The sequence below is a fragment of the Klebsiella sp. JN_Kp126 genome (assembly GCF_033843325.1).
GTDB classification, from domain to species: Bacteria; Pseudomonadota; Gammaproteobacteria; order Enterobacterales; family Enterobacteriaceae; genus Klebsiella; species Klebsiella michiganensis.
This window is the reverse complement of the sequence record NZ_JAWXQV010000050.1, coordinates 1-15,058: the sequence shown is the minus strand read 5'-3', so window position 1 is coordinate 15,058 and position 15,058 is coordinate 1. Positions and strand designations below refer to the sequence as shown.

14 protein-coding genes are annotated in these 15,058 nt (G+C 53.4%); 9 read left to right on the top strand and 5 right to left on the bottom strand.

Annotated elements, in window-relative coordinates; translation table 11 throughout:
* The first annotated feature begins 22 nt into the window (after positions 1 to 22).
* The 3 genes from fkpB (at position 23) to rihC (ending at position 2,404) form a co-directional block, all read left to right on the top strand.
* Positions 23 to 472 carry an FKBP-type peptidyl-prolyl cis-trans isomerase gene (fkpB, locus tag SIK97_RS09000; RefSeq protein WP_004098486.1) on the top strand — a complete coding sequence of 150 codons (450 nt, stop codon included), beginning with the start codon at positions 23 to 25 and terminating at the stop codon, positions 470 to 472.
* A 1-nt stretch (position 473) separates the two neighbouring features.
* Positions 474 to 1,424, top strand: a complete 951-nt coding sequence (gene ispH / locus SIK97_RS08995; RefSeq protein ID WP_014227866.1) for a 4-hydroxy-3-methylbut-2-enyl diphosphate reductase — start codon at positions 474 to 476, stop codon at positions 1,422 to 1,424.
* A gap of 65 nt (positions 1,425 to 1,489) precedes the next feature.
* Entirely contained in the window at positions 1,490 to 2,404 is a 915-nt protein-coding gene (gene rihC / locus SIK97_RS08990; RefSeq protein WP_025108499.1) for a ribonucleoside hydrolase RihC, read from the top strand.
* A 28-nt stretch (positions 2,405 to 2,432) separates the two neighbouring features.
* On the opposite strand, the gene SIK97_RS08985 is transcribed toward rihC, so the two are convergent.
* The gene (locus SIK97_RS08985) at positions 2,433 to 3,371 is read right to left on the bottom strand and encodes a LysR family transcriptional regulator (protein ID WP_014227868.1); all 939 of its coding nucleotides are present in this window, start codon (positions 3,369 to 3,371) and stop codon (positions 2,433 to 2,435) included.
* 280 nt (positions 3,372 to 3,651) lie between these two features.
* Here SIK97_RS08985 and SIK97_RS08980 point away from each other — a divergent pair, with 280 nt between their 5' ends.
* From SIK97_RS08980 to SIK97_RS08960, 5 genes are all read left to right on the top strand, one after another.
* A complete protein-coding gene (locus SIK97_RS08980) occupies positions 3,652 to 4,707 on the top strand; it encodes a 4-oxalomesaconate tautomerase (protein ID WP_032747881.1) in 1,056 nt (351 codons plus the stop codon).
* Between the two features lie 108 nt (positions 4,708 to 4,815).
* Entirely contained in the window at positions 4,816 to 6,249 is a 1,434-nt protein-coding gene (locus SIK97_RS08975; protein WP_032747882.1) for an anion permease, read from the top strand.
* 108 nt (positions 6,250 to 6,357) lie between these two features.
* Entirely contained in the window at positions 6,358 to 7,617 is a 1,260-nt protein-coding gene (locus tag SIK97_RS08970; RefSeq protein WP_032747884.1) for an SLC13 family permease, read from the top strand.
* Positions 7,618 to 7,686: 69 nt separating this feature from the next.
* Entirely contained in the window at positions 7,687 to 9,975 is a 2,289-nt protein-coding gene (locus tag SIK97_RS08965) for a hydratase (protein WP_057173966.1), read from the top strand.
* A 186-nt stretch (positions 9,976 to 10,161) separates the two neighbouring features.
* On the top strand, positions 10,162 to 10,524 hold the full coding sequence (locus SIK97_RS08960; protein WP_032747887.1) for a DUF805 domain-containing protein: 363 nt from the start codon (positions 10,162 to 10,164) through the stop codon (positions 10,522 to 10,524).
* Here the strand turns inward: SIK97_RS08960 and SIK97_RS08955 are convergent.
* Positions 10,457 to 11,401, bottom strand: a complete 945-nt coding sequence (locus SIK97_RS08955) for a LysR family transcriptional regulator (protein ID WP_032747888.1) — start codon at positions 11,399 to 11,401, stop codon at positions 10,457 to 10,459. The two genes, SIK97_RS08960 and SIK97_RS08955, sit on opposite strands and share 68 nt — an antisense overlap.
* Before the next feature lie 92 nt (positions 11,402 to 11,493).
* Between SIK97_RS08955 and SIK97_RS08950 the strand changes: the two genes are divergently transcribed.
* Positions 11,494 to 12,123, top strand: a complete 630-nt coding sequence (locus tag SIK97_RS08950; RefSeq protein WP_032747890.1) for a serine-tRNA(Ala) deacylase AlaX — start codon at positions 11,494 to 11,496, stop codon at positions 12,121 to 12,123.
* 44 nt (positions 12,124 to 12,167) lie between these two features.
* Here SIK97_RS08950 and SIK97_RS08945 read toward each other — a convergent pair whose 3' ends face one another.
* The 3 genes from SIK97_RS08945 to SIK97_RS08935 all read right to left on the bottom strand — a co-directional run.
* On the bottom strand, positions 12,168 to 12,866 hold the full coding sequence (locus SIK97_RS08945) for a response regulator (RefSeq protein WP_032747893.1): 699 nt from the start codon (positions 12,864 to 12,866) through the stop codon (positions 12,168 to 12,170).
* Positions 12,859 to 14,487 carry a sensor histidine kinase gene (locus SIK97_RS08940; protein WP_014227876.1) on the bottom strand — a complete coding sequence of 543 codons (1,629 nt, stop codon included), beginning with the start codon at positions 14,485 to 14,487 and terminating at the stop codon, positions 12,859 to 12,861. Before SIK97_RS08940 ends, SIK97_RS08945 begins: the two co-directional genes overlap by 8 nt.
* 230 nt (positions 14,488 to 14,717) lie before the next feature.
* Positions 14,718 to 15,058, bottom strand: a 341-nt coding sequence (locus tag SIK97_RS08935) for a sodium ion-translocating decarboxylase subunit beta (protein ID WP_154918367.1), incomplete at its 5' end; no start/stop codon positions are given.

Genomic DNA, 15,058 nt, shown 5'->3' with positions numbered 1-15,058 from the left:
GCAAAACAAGTGAGCAACCTGCATGTCTAAATCAGTACAGAGCAACAGTGCGGTGCTGGTGCACTTCACCTTAAAGCTCGACGATGGCTCCACCGCAGAGTCAACCCGCAATAACGGTAAACCCGCGCTCTTTCGCTTGGGCGATACCTCGCTTTCTGAAGGTCTGGAACAGCATCTGCTGGGGCTGAAAGAAGGGGATAAAACCACCTTTTCGCTGGAGCCGGACGCCGCGTTTGGCGTACCGAGCCCGGACCTGATTCAATATTTCTCGCGCCGGGAGTTTATCGACGCGGGCGAGCCGGAAGTCGGCGCGATAATGCTCTTTACCGCAATGGATGGCAGCGAAATGCCCGGCGTGATCCGCGAAGTGAACGGCGATTCGATCACCGTTGATTTCAATCATCCGCTGGCCGGGCGTACCGTTCATTTTGATGTTGAAGTGCTGGAGATCGATCCGGCGCTGGAGGGGTAAGATGCAGATTCTGTTGGCTAACCCGCGCGGCTTCTGCGCAGGCGTTGACCGCGCTATCAGCATTGTTGAAAATGCGCTGACGCTATACGGCGCGCCGATCTACGTGCGTCATGAAGTCGTGCACAACCGCTATGTTGTCGACAGCCTGCGTCAACGCGGCGCTATTTTTATCGAGCAGATTAGCGAAGTGCCGGACGGCGCCATCCTGATTTTCTCCGCCCACGGCGTCTCTCAGGCCGTTCGCAACGAGGCGAAAAGCCGCGATTTGACGGTTTTTGACGCCACCTGCCCGCTGGTGACTAAAGTGCATATGGAAGTCGCCCGCGCCAGCCGCCGCGGCGAAGAGTCCATTCTGATTGGCCACGCCGGTCACCCGGAAGTTGAAGGCACCATGGGGCAGTACAGCAACCCGCAGGGGGGGATGTACCTGGTGGAATCGCCGGACGATGTCTGGACGCTGGACGTGAAAAACGACGCTAAGCTGTCGTTTATGACACAGACGACGCTCTCCGTCGACGATACCTCCGACGTGATTGACGCTCTGCGCGAGCGTTTCCCGAAAATCGTCGGGCCGCGTAAAGATGATATCTGCTACGCCACGACTAACCGCCAGGAAGCCGTCCGCGCGCTGGCCGGGCAGGCCGACGTGGTGCTGGTGGTGGGGTCGAAGAACTCCTCTAACTCTAACCGCCTTGCCGAGCTGGCGCAGCGGATGGGGAAAGCGGCCTATCTGATCGACGACGCGACCGATATCCAGGAAGCCTGGGTCAAAGAAGCGGATTGCGTCGGCGTGACCGCGGGCGCATCGGCGCCGGATATCCTGGTACAGAACGTGATTTCGCGTTTGCAGGAGCTGGGCGGCGGCGAAGCGGTGCCGCTGGAAGGCCGCGAAGAGAACATCGTTTTCGAGGTGCCGAAAGAGCTGCGCGTAGATGTCCGTGAAGTAGAGTAAGTTCTTTTCCGCCGCAGTATGAGAAGATGCCAGACTTAACGTCTGGCATTTTTTATGGAGAAACGATGCGCTTACCTATCATTCTGGATACCGATCCCGGCATTGATGACGCCGCGGCGATTGCCGCCGCGCTGTTCGCCCCCGAGCTTGATCTGCAGCTGATGACTACGGTGGCGGGCAACGTGTCGGTGGAGAAAACGACCCGCAACGCCCTTCAGCTTCTGCATTTCTGGAACGCCGATGTTCCCCTGGCCCAGGGCGCGTCGATGCCGCTGGTTCGCCCTCTGCGCGACGCCGCCTCGGTGCACGGCGAGTCCGGTATGGAAGGCTACGATTTCGTTGAACATCACCGCCAGCCGCTGGCGAAACCGGCGTTTCAGGCGATCCGCGACGCGCTGATGCACGCCCCGGAGCCGATGACGCTGGTGGCGATCGGCCCGTTAACCAACATTGCGCTTCTGCTGACCCAGTATCCCGAATGCCGCTTTAATATCCGTCGCCTGGTTATCATGGGCGGCTCCGCCGGGCGCGGCAACTTTACGCCGAATGCGGAATTTAACATCGCCATCGACCCGGAAGCGGCGGCTAAAGTGTTCAACAGCGGGCTGGATATCGTCATGTGCGGGCTGGACGTCACCAATCAGGCGATGCTGGCGCCGGATTACCTCGCCACTCTGCCAACGTTGAATCAGACCGGGAAAATGCTGCACGCGCTGTTTAGCCACTACCGTAGCGGCAGCATGAGCAGCGGGCTGCGTATGCACGACCTGTGCGCGATTGCGTGGTTGGTTCGCCCGCAGCTCTTTACCCTTGAACCGTGCTTTGTGGCGGTAGAAACCCAGGGCACATGGACCTCAGGCACCACGGTGGTTGATATCGAGGGCAGGCTGGGCCAGCCGGCAAATGCGCGGGTGGCGCTGGGGCTGGACGTAGAAGGATTTCAGCGCTGGGCGGCCGAGGTGATTGCCCTGGCGCCTTAACCGGGGGACGAAGCGGCCGGCGTGGCGCTCAGGTATTGTGAGTGGCATCAACGACGTTGCGCCATAGCGCGCCCGCTTCATCCGTCCACATAAGCAGTAAGAGCGAAGCTAATCGTTCTGCCGCCGCGGAGAGAGGTCTGTTCTTTACGCGGATCATACCAAGCGTCCGCCGGATAACCGGCTCCACGAGCGGAACGCTCACGACGGTGCTATTGCCGCTATGGGGCATTGCCAGACAGGGAAGCGCCGAGACGCCCAGTCCGGCTTCGACAAGGCCGAGCGAGGTCGACAAATGCCTGACTTCATAAAACCAATCCAGTCGCCAGGGCTTATCCGCCAGGCATTTCTCTATTAACTGTCGGTTGCCGCTTGATTTCCTGACGCCGATTAAGGTCTGGCTCACCAGTTCCCGCCATTCGACTAATTTTCGACACGCCAGAGGGTGGTCTTGCCGACAGGCCAGAACAAAAGGTTCATTCACCAGGGGGATAAAATCGATGTCTGGATATGTGATGAAGTTCATGTTTATTCCAAAATCAACTTCGCCTTTTCGTACCGAGTTCATGCACGTTTCTATACCTTGTTCATAAATTCGTACTTTGATGTTGGGGTAGTTTTTATTAAATTGCACGATAGCGCGCGGTAAAAAGTAAAATACGGCGGTCGGAATGCAAGATAGCGTAACGGTATCATGTAATTGAGACGTTGAATCGTTGAGGTTAAATATTGCCGCATCAAGACTGGAAATCAACGCTTTGGCCTTGGGGAGCAGTATTTTTCCGGCCTGGGTAAGCGCAAGTTTTCGCGTGGTTCGTTCGAACAGCGCAATATTCAGATGACTCTCTATTTTTTTTATCTTTTTGGTGAGTGCCGGCTGCGAGAGGCTGAGCTGCTCGGCGGCTTTGCTAAATGAGCCAAGCTCTGCCACCGTGACGAAAGCTTTCATACCGGATAGTTCATTTTTCATTATTGCTCCGTAGGGTTTAATAAGCGTTGTTCTAAGTAGACGACAAGTCATTATTAAGCAGACATGCTTTTTTATTAATACTTAGCAGGAATAACTCTTATGGCAAAATTTTATCAACCAGCGAAATTCTTGCAAGTAGAATGTATTGATAAAATACCTGGCGTGATTTATCTGGCCGTTAATTAAGTAAATAAAAACCTTAAAGAACATAAAACCAATTAAATTCACGCGGCGTTTTATTCAATTCTTCTATTTATTTCTGGCGGATAAGGAACATGCTATGAAGAGCATTCCCTGTGTATTAATGCGTGGAGGGACATCAAAAGGTGCCTTTCTATTAGCAGATGATTTACCCAAGGATATTCAGAAACGTGATGAGTGCTTGTTAACCATAATGGGATCCGGTCACGAGCTGGAGATTGACGGTATTGGCGGAGGGAGCCCGCAAACCAGTAAAGTGGCCATTATTAGCCAATCCCTTAGCGACAAAGCGGATATCGATTATCTGTTTGTTCAGGTCATCGTCAATGAACGGCGGGTGGATACGACGCCAAACTGCGGCAATATGCTGTGCGCGGTTGGCGGCTTTGCCATTGAACATGGGTTGGTTAAGGCGCTGTCGCCGGTTACGCGAGTGCGTATAAGAAATGTGAACACCAATACCTTTGTTGACGCTGACGTTCAAACACCAGATGGAAAGGTTATTTATGAAGGCGATACGCAAATCGATGGCGTTCCAGGCCATGCCGCGCCGGTTGCGCTGACTTTTTTGAATGCCGCGGGCGCAAAATCCGGCCAGCTTTTCCCAACGGGCAATCGTATGGAAGTTTTTGATAATGTGCGAGTGACCTGTATTGATATGGCTATGCCTATGGTGGTGATCCCGGCCCAGAGTCTGGGAAAAACCGGATATGAATCTGCCAGCGAATTAGATCGGGATACAGCCTTACTCAAATCGCTGGAATCTATTCGCCGTCAGGCCGGGAAGGCGATGGGGTTTGGGGATGTGAGCAATATGGTTATCCCTAAACCGGTTCTGATTTCTCCGGCGCTAAGCGGCGGAACGCTAAATGTACGTTATTTTATGCCGCATAACTGTCATAAATCGCTGGCGATTACCGGCGCTATCGGTCTGGCAAGCGCATGTGTTATTCCAGGCACTATTGCGAATGAACTGACGAAGCTATCGGGCGATGGCGTTATTACAGTCGAACATCCCAGCGGGGGGATCGACGTCGATTTAAGTCATACAGCTGAGCGCCCGGAGGATATTCGGGCATCGGTTATACGTACCGCGCGGAAAATCCTTTCAGGAACGGTTTACATCCCCGAATAAATATCCACCCTCCGATTATCTATCAATCCACCGTAGAAGAGGAGAGGGGAGGCATGTGAATACGTTCAACAAGCATCCTCAAATATTGAGTGCAGGTAAGGAATGGAAATGCAAAATAATAAATTATGGAAGCTGCTTGTTATTATAGCAATACCGTTACTCATCAGTTTATGCCCGGCGCCGGAAGGATTATCAACACTTGCCTGGGTATTATCCGGTATCTATCTGGCAGCGATTGTAGGTTTAGTAATTAAACCGTTTTCTGAACCCGTGGTATTGCTGATCGCCGTTGCGGCATCAATGGTGATTGTGGGAAATTTGGGTGACGGTTCGATAAAAGCCGCCAGCGTATTAAGCGGATATTCATCAGGTACCACCTGGTTAGTCTTTTCTGCATTTACCCTGAGCGCGGCATTTGTGATTACCGGATTGGGTAAAAGAATTGCTTATATTCTTATCGGCAGGATTGGCAGCACGACGTTGGGCCTTGGCTATGTTACCGCTTTTCTTGACCTGATTCTGGCGCCCGCCACGCCGTCTAATACGGCCCGCGCCGGCGGCATCGTCTTACCCATAATCAATAGCGTCGCCGTCGCCTTAGGGTCAGAGCCGGAGCGGAGCGCGAAGCGCGTGGGCCACTACCTCATGCTGAACATCTATATGGTCACTAAAACGACCAGCTACATGTTCTTCACCGCCATGGCCGGGAATATTCTCGCGCTGAAAATGATCGAAGATATTTGCCACATAAAATTGAGCTGGGGAGGATGGGCGCTGGCCGCAGGACTACCTGGCATCATTATGTTGCTGCTGACGCCGCTGATTACCTACAAGCTGTATCCGCCAGAATTAAAGCGGGTTGATAATAAAAAGATTGCTCAGACAGGCATAGACGCTTTGGGGCCCATGACGGTGCGGGAAAAGATGCTCTCTTGCCTTTTTGTTCTTGCGCTCGGCGGTTGGGTATTCAGCAGCGCCCTGGGGGTCAATGAGTCTACCGTTGCGATCTGCGTAATGGCGCTGATGCTGGTATTGAAAATCGTCACCTGGGATGACGTGATTAAGAATAAAGGAGGATGGAATACGCTCATCTGGTACGGGGGCATTATTGGTTTAAGCTCATTGCTCTCTAAGGTTGGATTTTTCGTATGGCTAGCAGAGGCGCTTAAAAATAATATTTCCTTTGATGGCCACGGCAATGTCGCTTTTATTGTGATTGTCGCACTGAGCATATTGGTTCGTTATTTCTTCGCGTCAGGGAGTGCTTATATTGTCGCGATGGTACCGGTCTTTGCCATGCTGGCGAATGTTTCTGGCGCACCGATAATGCTCACCGCGCTCGCGCTATTATTCAGCAACTCTTATGGTGGCATGGTAACCCACTACGGCGGTGCGGCAGGGCCAGTTATTTTTGGCGTTGGCTATAATGATATCAAATCATGGTGGATTATTGGTGGGATATTAGCATTGCTGACTTTTATTCTGCAAATCACCCTCGGGGTATGGTGGTGGGAGATGTTAATCGCCTGGGGAGTAATTTAAATAATCTTTAAGGAGATGAAGGTTTGCCCGGGCATCCTCTGATGCCCGGGGGGAAGTCCTCTTATTAAGAAAACATAGCCTTTTAGCAAGGTGAGGTGCGATATATTTATGTCTCCAGTTACGATTACGTTGTCGCTATTGGTTTTTTCTATTGTCATGTTTGTTTGGGAAAAAATACCTTTAGCGGTAACGGCCATGATTGTTTGTATTACTCTGGTGGTGACCGGGGTTTTTGATGTCAAAACGGCTTTTGCCGGTTTTATTAATCAAAATGTGATTTTGTTTGTGGCTATGTTTGTGGTTGGCGGCGCCTTATTCGAAACCGGGGTGACGGATAAAATTGGTAGTATGGTTACACGCTACGCCAGGACAGAAAAGCAGCTGATAGTCGTCATTATGCTGGTCTGCGGAACGCTTTCCGGGCTGCTATCCAATACCGGCACGGCGGCGGTCCTCATTCCTGTAGTGATTGGCGCAGCGATGAAATCAGGATATGCCCGGTCGCGCTTGCTTATGCCGCTGGCTTTTGCCTCGGCGCTGGGGGGAAATTTATCGCTGATCGGCTCACCCGGCAATCTGATCGCGCAGTCGGCGCTGGAGCAGGTTGGTCAACGCTTCGGGTTTTTTGAATATGCTAAGTTAGGCATTCCGATGCTGGCCTGCGGCATACTCTATTTTGTGACGATCGGCTATCGCATATTGCCAAAAACGAATGCGGCCCAGCCTCAAAGTGTTAATAATATTAAAGCGCAGGCATGCCCGAAATATAAGCAGGTGATTGCGCTATCGGTATTAATCCTGACCGTACTGGGCATGATTTTTGAAAAACAGCTGGGTTTGCCGATTGCGATCGTCGGTTCAATTGGCGCATTGTCGTTGATTGTGACCCGGGTCATTACGGAAAAACAGGCTTACCAGGCTATCGACTCGCAGACGATTTTCCTCTTCGGCGGCACTCTGGCATTAGCAAAAGCGCTGGAAACCACCGGCGCTGGCGCCATTATGGCGCGCTCAATTATCGCGTTATTAGGCCAGCAGGCGTCGCCTTTCTTACTTCTGAGCGCCGTATTGATAATCTCCTGCGCGTTAACCAATTTCATGTCGAATACGGCAACCGCCGCTTTATTAATGCCGATTGGCCTGTCTATTGCTCATTCTATGGGCGCCGATCCCCGGGCGGTGTTAATGGCGATTGTTATCGGCTGTTCATGTGCTTACGCAACGCCGGTGGGCACCCCGGCTAATATGATGATTTTTTCCGCGGGTGGGTACAAATTTGTCGATTACGTTAAGGTTGGATTGCCGCTTATTTTGATATCGGTCATTGTCAGCTTTATTTTGCTGCCTGTTTTCTTCCCATTTTATTAATCGCGGTCAGCCATTGTTATCGAATGGCTAATGTCAGGCGTATTTTTTCAACATCTAAGGATATATGTGATGATTAAATTGTATGACCACGGAGTTTATATATCACATCAGCACGGTATTATTGCTGCTGATAAAAGGTCAGTCGCGTTAGACAAGCATGAGGCACGCAAGGGAACGATCTCGTGGTCGATCCTCTCCGCCCATAATACTTCAGGGAATGAACAGCAGTTAAACATTAAATTTGATTCAATGGCCTCCCACGATATTACTTTTGTGGGCATCATCCAGACTGCTAAGGCCTCGGGAATGGAACGTTTTCCATTACCCTATGTTCTGACGAATTGCCATAATTCGCTTTGCGCTGTCGGCGGCACTATCAACAGCGACGATCATATATTTGGTTTGTCCTCAGCGCAAAAATATGGCGGTATTTATGTCCCGCCCCATATCTCAGTTATTCATCAATATATGCGCGAGATGATGGCCGGCGGTGGAAAAATGATCCTGGGCTCCGACAGCCATACGCGCTATGGCGCTTTAGGGACCATGGCGGTTGGCGAGGGGGGCGGCGAGTTGGTTAAGCAACTGCTCGGAGAGACCTGGGATATTGATTATCCTGAGATTGTCGCCGTGTATTTGACAGGAAAACCCTCGCCCGGCGTTGGCCCTCAGGATATTGCCCTGGCGATAATTGGCGCGGTGTTCGAGCGCGGTTATGTGAAAAATAAAGTTATGGAGTTTGTGGGGCCTGGGGTGGCGACAATGTCTACCGACTTCAGGAATAGCGTAGATGTGATGACCACGGAGACCACCTGTTTATCGTCCATCTGGCAAACGGATGAAGAGACAAAAAACTACCTGCGTATTCACGGCAGGGAACAAGACTATTGTCCGCTCTCAGCAAAAGAGATGGCCTACTATGATGGCTGCATAGAAGTGAATTTAAGCACCATCAAGCCGATGATCGCCTTGCCTTTTCACCCTGCCAACGTATATGAAATTGATACGCTTAATGAGAATTTGCAGGATATTTTGCACGAGGTTGAGATTGCGGCGGATAACATTTCCCAGGGACGCGCCAGGCTCTCTCTGCTGGATAAAGTCGAACATGGGAAGCTGCGGATTCAGCAGGGGATCATCGCCGGCTGCGCTGGCGGAAATTATGTTAACGTGGTCGAAGCGGCTCATGCCTTAAAAAATCACGCCTGCGGTGACAACGTTTTCTCTCTCTCGATATATCCCTCATCCCAGCCGGTGCTGATGGATCTGACCAAAAAAGGGATAACGACCGATTTATTAAGCGCCGGCGCAATTATGCGTACCGCATTTTGCGGCCCCTGCTTCGGCGCAGGCGACACGCCCATGCATAATGGACTGAGCATTCGCCACACGACGCGTAATTTTCCCAACCGGGAAGGGTCCAAACCCGGGAATGGGCAAATGTCGGCCGTTGCGCTGATGGATGCCCGCTCCATAGCGGCGACGGCTGCCAATGGGGGCGTGCTGACATCGGCTTCCGCGCTTGATTGCTGGGAAGACATTCCGCAGTATGAATTTGATGCTTCACCTTATCGGAGTCGTGTTTATCAAGGGTTTATTAAAGGAGCGACCCGGCAAGCGCTGATCTACGGCCCCAATATAAAAGACTGGCCGGAGATGAGTGAGCTGACGGACAATATTTTGTTAAACGTGACCTCAAAAATCATGGATCCGGTGACCACTACCGATGAACTGATTCCATCAGGCGAAACCTCATCATTTCGCTCCAATCCGTTAGGGCTGGCTGAGTTTACCCTTTCGCGACGCGACCCGGGCTACGTCGGCCGTAGTAAGAAGATTGCGGCGCTGGAAAAATTACGGATCGAGGGGGACGATCCTTGTCGCCTGGATCCGCAGCTTGAGGCGGTTTTTTCCCGGATCCGCCAACTGCCGGGGCAGGAAAATGTCACGCTTGAGCAGACGGAGATTGGCAGCATGGTTTATGCGGTCAAACCCGGCGATGGTTCCGCACGAGAGCAAGCCGCCAGCTGCCAGAGAGTCCTTGGTGGCCTGGCAAATATTGCCCAGCAGTATGCCACGAAGCGCTATCGTTCGAACGTGATTAACTGGGGAATGCTGCCATTGCAGATGAAGGCGCTGCCGGAGTTTGAGGTCGGCGACTTCATCTATATCCCGGGGATCAGGTCAGCCCTGGAAACCGATCTGCGTCAGATTACCGCGTTCGTGATCGGCCACGATCGCCCCATTAAAGAGATCTCTCTTTACATGGAGGGGCTCACCTCAGCAGAGCGGGAGATAATTAAGGCGGGAAGCCTGATTAATTATAATAAATTACGCTTAACAACCCACCATCAGTAAACGATATTGATCATCAAGATGAATCAACGGGGGTGATATCGCATCCCCGTTTTTATTCATAGCCGAGGTAAAATAACTCACGTTCAAAATTCTTGCTGCTTTATGCTATCGCACGGTGGGTTATTCTGGCGTAATCTCTCCGGTACGCAGCCAATTCTGGATTGGGCTATGAACAGGGAGAGAAAAATGACGAATGGACAAGCGTATTTTAACGGATGGAAAAAGGGCCTCGATTTTAGCGGAGTGGCCAGCAGGCAGGAGTTTTGGTCTTTTTTGCTCATCAACCTGTTGATTCTTGCCCTGCCGCTGGCGACCTGGTTTTTGGCAGTGCAGCATAACTCTGAGTACGGCGTGTTCATTTTTTTCGCTGTGCCGCTCAGCGGTATTCTGTTGCTGCCGATGATTGTCCCGCTGCTGGCCGTTGGCTGCCGCAGGATGCACGATATCGGTCGTTCAGGATGGTGGTTCGCCCTGTGCCTTATTATTCCATGGTTTTTGATCGTCGCGCTATGGCTGTGTTGCCTGAAGCCGGCTTCATCTTCTCGCTAAGATAATCAATCATCGCCCGCATTCTGGCGGGCATATGCTTATTGCCCGACCACAGTAGCCAGAGCTGGCCGGAATAGCGGCTGATAAACTCCCACTCCGGTAAAACCTGCACAATCTCGCCGCGCGCCAGCGCCTCACGGGCGGTAAACAGCGGCAGGCTGCCGATGCCCAGATTCTGCTTCACGGCATCGAGGCGCACGGCGGTATGGTTGGCGGCGTAGCGGCCGTGAGTCTGAATCGTTTCCGTTTTCCCCCCGCGGCGGAACTTCCAGCGCGAATCGGCGGGCGTCTCGCCAAGGCTGATACAGCTATGTTCGCGCAGATCCTGCGGCGTTTGCGGCGTTCCATAGTGCTCCAGATAGCCGGGCGTCGCGCAGATGACGTGGCTGATGGTCATCAAAGGCTTACCGTGCAGCCCCGGCGAGGGGGTAGGGGTGATACGCAGCGCCAGATCGATGCCGTCATCAATAAAATCGAGAACCCGATCCTCAAGCCGCAGACAGACGTCGATCTTCGGGTAGCGGTTAAAAAATTCCAGCATCAGCGGGTGAATGGCAAACCGTCCCACGGCTTTCGGCACGCTGAGCGTGAGCTTGCCCTGCGCCACCGCCTGGGTACTGCTGGCGGAGTCCATGGCCATACGCGCCGATTCCAGCATCTCCAGCGCATGTTCATACACCATTTTCCCGGCATCGCTGAGGCGCAGCTTGCGCGTGGTGCGGTGCAGCAGCTTGCAGCCCATCTCCTGCTCCAGGCGCGAGACGCTGCGGCTGATCGCCGAAGGCGTTGCGCCAGCCTGGCGTGCGACGGCGGAAAAGCTGCCCTGTTCCACAATCTGCACAAACAGGGCGAGGTCGGGCAGTAGGCTCAGATTCATTCGTGCTTCCAGAGCAAAATTGCATTGATGTCAGGCGGGATTATCGCCACCAGTAATATCAATATACTGTCCTGACAGAGAGGAGGACAACCATGACTGAACGCCTTTATTACACCAGCGACGCCACTGAATGCCTGGCGCAAGTCGTCAACTGCCTGAGCGAAGCCGATGGCCGCTATGCCATTGAGTTGGACCGCACGCTGTTTCATCCGCAGGGTGGCGGGCAGCCGGCGGATCGCGGCTGGATTGCCGATCTGGCGGTCGAAGGCGTGGTTTCGCGCGGCGATAGCGTAGCGCATATCGTTTCACAGCCGCTGCCGGCCGGCGAGGTCACGATCCGCATCGCTCCAGAGAGCCGGCGGCTGCATGCGCGTCTGCACTCCGCCGGGCACGCGCTTGCCCAGGCCGGGGAGCTGTCGGGCTGGCAGCCGATCAAAGGACATCACTGGCCGGGAGAAAGCCGTATTATTTTTGCCCCAGGCGCGCATGGCGGGCTGCCCGAGGCCAGCGCGCTGCTGGAAAAAGTTGAGGCCTGGCAGGCAGACAATTTACCGCGTCAGCTTACTTTTGCCGATGGCCTGCGCAAGGTCGGGTTCGGCGACATGCAGAGCTATCCCTGCGGCGGGACGCACGTGGCCAGCCTGTCCGAACTGGGTAAAGTCGTCATTTCCCAGGTGAAGATGAAAAAAGGGCAAATTATTGTCAGCTACACGGTGGAATAAGCGAGTGAAAGGAGATGCACAATCAACAGGGCATCTCCTGGTGCTTAAATATGCGCAGGATGTTTACCGTGATAAATCCGCTCCGGTCTGCCGACTTTGCCATAGCTGATTTCAGCCTCAAGGAAATCGTTTTTAACGCCCTGCTCAAGGTAGCGGCGAGCGGTGGTTTTACTACTGCCGAGAATACGGGCCAGGGTGTCTGCGGTATGGACCGTTTCCGGATCGGCAAAGAGCTGTAATACCCGATTAAAGGTGCTCTCATCAATACCCCGCAGCGAAGAGCCTGCGGCTTCCGCGTGCTCTTTTGCCTGGATATTGAACAGGGCGTCAACATGGGTCTGGCTTGCCTGCTCGCTTGAGCGAAGAGAGCTGCGATAGCGGGCAAAACGCTCAAGCGTATGCTGCAGGCGCTGATAGTGAACGGGTTTAATCAGGTAATCAAAAACGCCCATCCGCAGGGCTTCGCTGATGGTATCCATATGGTTGTCGGCGGTGATGAAAATGATGCGCCCTTTATAATGAGTATTGACGGCGTGGCGGATCAAATCGAGTCCTTTGCCATCGGGTAAGAAGTTATCCAGCAGGGTGAGCTGGGGCTGATAGAGGCGAAGCATCTTTTTTGCGCTTTCCAGTTTATCCGCAATGCCAATGACCTCGAACTGGGGAAATTGCTTGATGGTATCCACCAGAATTTCCGCCAGCATAGGTTCGTCTTCAACGATGAGAGTGGTGATGCTATCCATGGTGTTCATCTCGGGTCAGGGGGATATAAAGGGTAAAAATAGTGCCAAAAGGGATGTTGTCATCGACGACGATATTGCCGCCCGCCTGCTCAACGTAGCTGCGAACCAGCCAGAGTCCGATGCCGTGATCGCCGCTGTCGCTGCTGGTCACGCCGCGCTCAAAAATACGATCGCGCAGCGATTCCTCAATCCCGCAGCCCTGGTCGGCGATCTCGACGATCGCTTCGCCGCCCTCGCTGTTGATCAGGCATTCGATCTGCTTTGAACCTGCCGGCTGACGTAGGGCGGCGTTGTAGGCGTTATCCAGCAAATTGCCGACGATCGAGATCCATTCATTATGCGACAGCGAAGAGGGGAGGGTTTCAACGTGACAGGCGGGATCGAAGACCAGCTCTAATCCGAGCTCTTTGGCGCGGTAATATTTGCCGATCAGCAGCCCGGCAAGGTGGTTCACTTTAAAATTGCGGGCAATAAAATCGAGCACTTTCTGGTGGCTCTCAGACTGCTGCTGAATAAGATCCAGCGCGTTATCGTAGCGTTTTAAAAACAGCAGCCCGGCAATGGTGGAGATCAGATTGCGATGCTCGTGCTGTACGGCGCGCAGGTTATCCGCGTACTGCTGGACCTGGCTGAGCTGCAGGCTCAGAGTGTTGATATCGTCTTTACTGCGAAAGCTAATGACCCAGCCCTGGGGCTCGTTATTAAGCGTGACGGCCATACGGCTGGCGATCACTTTAATCTGATTAAAAGTGACGATTTCGTCTTTTTTATTTGTCTGCGGCGCGTCATAGAAGAATGCCTCCTGAGAGATCACGCTGCTGATGCTTTTGCCAATCAGAATGGTTTCCGGCTGGCTCAGGTTTAATAGCCTCCTTGCGGTTTGATTGATGGCGGTAATTCGGTAGTGGGAGTCAATAGCTATCAGCCCCTCAAAGACCGATTCAAACAGGACGCTCTGCTGGATAAGCAGCTGTGAGAGCTGCTGTGGTTCCATATTCAGCATCTGTTTTTTGATATGCAGCGAGAAGCGCCGGGCGCAGTAGAGCAGCAGAAGCAGCATGATCGCCATCGGGATCATCAGCGATCCGATTTGCAGACTCAGCCAGTTTTCTAACTGTTCGATGGTGTAGCCCACCGATACAATACCGATCACCTTCCCGGTGCTGTCCTGGATCGGCGACTTGCCGCGTAATGACGAACCGAGCGATCCTTTACGCACCGACACGTAGCTTTTGGCGTTATACAGCGCCTCGTCGCTGTCTCCGCCTTCCATCGATTTACCGATTTCCTCTGGATTCACGTGATACAGGCGCCGACCTTTCGCGTCACCGACGGTGATATAGGTGGCGTCGGAAAACGATCGCATCGGGTCGATAAGTTCTTTAATGCGCGGTAAATCGTGCTTTTCTACCGCGTCAACCAGTTCGGGCATGGCGGAGATCTGCATGGCCTGAATCAGCGCGCGCTGTCCCACCTGGTAATGCAGGCGTTCCTCCGTAATGCTGGTGAGATACCATGACATGGCCAGCATCACGATTGTCGAGGTAAACAGGATCAACAGGAAGATGCGGTTCTGAAACGAACGTCGGGCAAACCAGTGCGTGATTTTTCGGGCAAACATTGGGCGAATTGACATCAAAAGGTCATTTTCTCTTTTTTAGGGGCCGACGGCGCTGAATCGGCCCACAGATTTACTGATTTCAGAACTCATCCAGTAGGAATACGACGTTTTACGTACCGCCCGATCGGGCTTTTGCGCCGTAGCCTGGGGTATTTCCCGGAGGCGGCGCGCGGCGCCCGTCCGGGCGGGTAGCCCGGCTAAGCGCAGCGCGAGCCGGGAACAACACGTTTTTACATCGCCAGCACGTACTTGAGCATCACCCCGGCGGCAATCGCCGAGCCAATCACCCCCGCCACGTTCGGGCCCATCGCGTGCATCAGCAGGAAGTTCTGCGCGTCCGACTCCAGACCCACTTTGTTTGACACCCTGGCCGCCATCGGCACCGCCGACACCCCGGCCGAGCCAATCAGCGGGTTGATTTTGTTCCGGCTGCACAGGTTCAGCAGCTTCGCCATCAGCACCCCCGCCGCCGTCCCCACGCAGAACGCAATCACCCCCAGCACCAGTATCCCCAGCGTCTGCGGCTGCAGGAACTTGTCCGCCACCAGCTTGGCCCCCACCGACAGCCCGA